Source organism: Acinetobacter sp. P1(2025), assembly GCF_051390655.1.
Taxonomy (GTDB): Bacteria; Pseudomonadota; Gammaproteobacteria; order Pseudomonadales; family Moraxellaceae; genus Acinetobacter; species Acinetobacter junii.
The window spans coordinates 1-1,266 of the sequence record NZ_JBPKBJ010000153.1 but is presented as its reverse complement, the minus strand read 5'-3'; the positions used below and the strand labels follow the sequence as shown (position 1 = coordinate 1,266).

The window sequence follows — 1,266 nt, the reverse complement described above, 5'->3', positions numbered from 1 at the left end:
CTTTACTTTTTCATATTTCATGTACTCATGATAGTAGAACATGACTTTTTAATGTGGATAAAAAACAAACAAAACGTTGATCGTTTTTTGATTTTTGCAAGAAGTCTAATATATAAAAATTAAAAAAAGAAATATATGCAATAATTTGATTATTATAAATATTTCCATATTTTCAACTCCTTATTTTTATCATATATTTACAGTTGTTAATTAAAAAAACAGTTAAATAAATAAAGCCATTTTTCCCTATGATAATTGACCAATACCATGTAAAATTCCTGCCAAAATTGCATAACAGGATGCAAAAACAATGCTCTGTGTGGCAATGAGCAAACTTGAGGCTATGTATGTCAAAAAAAGAAGATATTATTAACACTGCTTTAAAACTCTTTAATTCGCATAGCTATAATTCGATTGGGGTTGATCGTATTATTAGTGAATCTGGCGTAGCCAAAATGACATTCTATAAATACTTCCCATCAAAGGAAAAATTAATCGAAGAATGTCTACAGCAACGTAATATCAATTTGCAAACATCATTAAATGCCTCACTATCCGCTTGTGATGCAAATGATTACATGAGTCAACTCAAAACTATTTTTAAATGGTATGAAGCTTGGTTCAACAGTGAAGATTTTAATGGCTGTATGTTTCAGAAAGCTTTGGGAGAAGTGATTAAGATTTACCCATCAACATTAGAACCAGCAACAAAATACAAAATTTGGTTAACCACACTTGTTCAAGGTTTGCTGACCAATATTGGTATCCGAAACCCATCTCATCTTGCGACATTAATCGTAAGTATCTTGGATGGGATGACCATTCAAGCACATATTAATAGACATTCTGTTGATATGGATGAATATTGGATGCGAGTTGAGCATTTAATTGCTTTCGAAAAAGCGTTGCCTTAAGTCAGCGCTTTTTATACAAAATGAGTAAAAGAGAAGAAAAAAGTAAAGCGTGATTTATAGTTATTAGAATATCTCACGCTTGCGTCTGAGTCGGAAAGAATAATAAATATTATTACCCTCTGGCGGTCGTACAAATTGCACATCCCGATCCTTTTTATGCAGACAGATCATTCTGTCTTGTTTAAAAGTATACACCTATAAGTTACTTTCGCAATCTTTTTTTTAAATTTTTTATATTCTTTATAGGACTTACGCATTGACAGATTCAAAAAAGTATTAAAATGCTTTATAAAGTATCTGTGATTAGACGAATTAAACATGCTTCTACAGCAACCTGTACTCTACCCATTTA

1 protein-coding gene is annotated in these 1,266 nt (G+C 31.0%); it reads left to right on the top strand.

Translation table 11 applies throughout. From position 1 onward, the window contains the following. Nucleotides 1-347: 347 nt before the first annotated feature. A complete protein-coding gene (locus ACSC97_RS18115) occupies nucleotides 348-914 on the top strand; it encodes a TetR/AcrR family transcriptional regulator (RefSeq protein ID WP_436662336.1) in 567 nt (188 codons plus the stop codon). Nucleotides 915-1,266 lie beyond the last annotated feature (352 nt).

Coding starts and splice junctions, on each gene's coding strand:
- ACSC97_RS18115 (WP_436662336.1), top strand. CDS start 348: ATGTCAAAAAAAGAAGATATTATTAACACTGCTTTAAAACTCTTTAAT.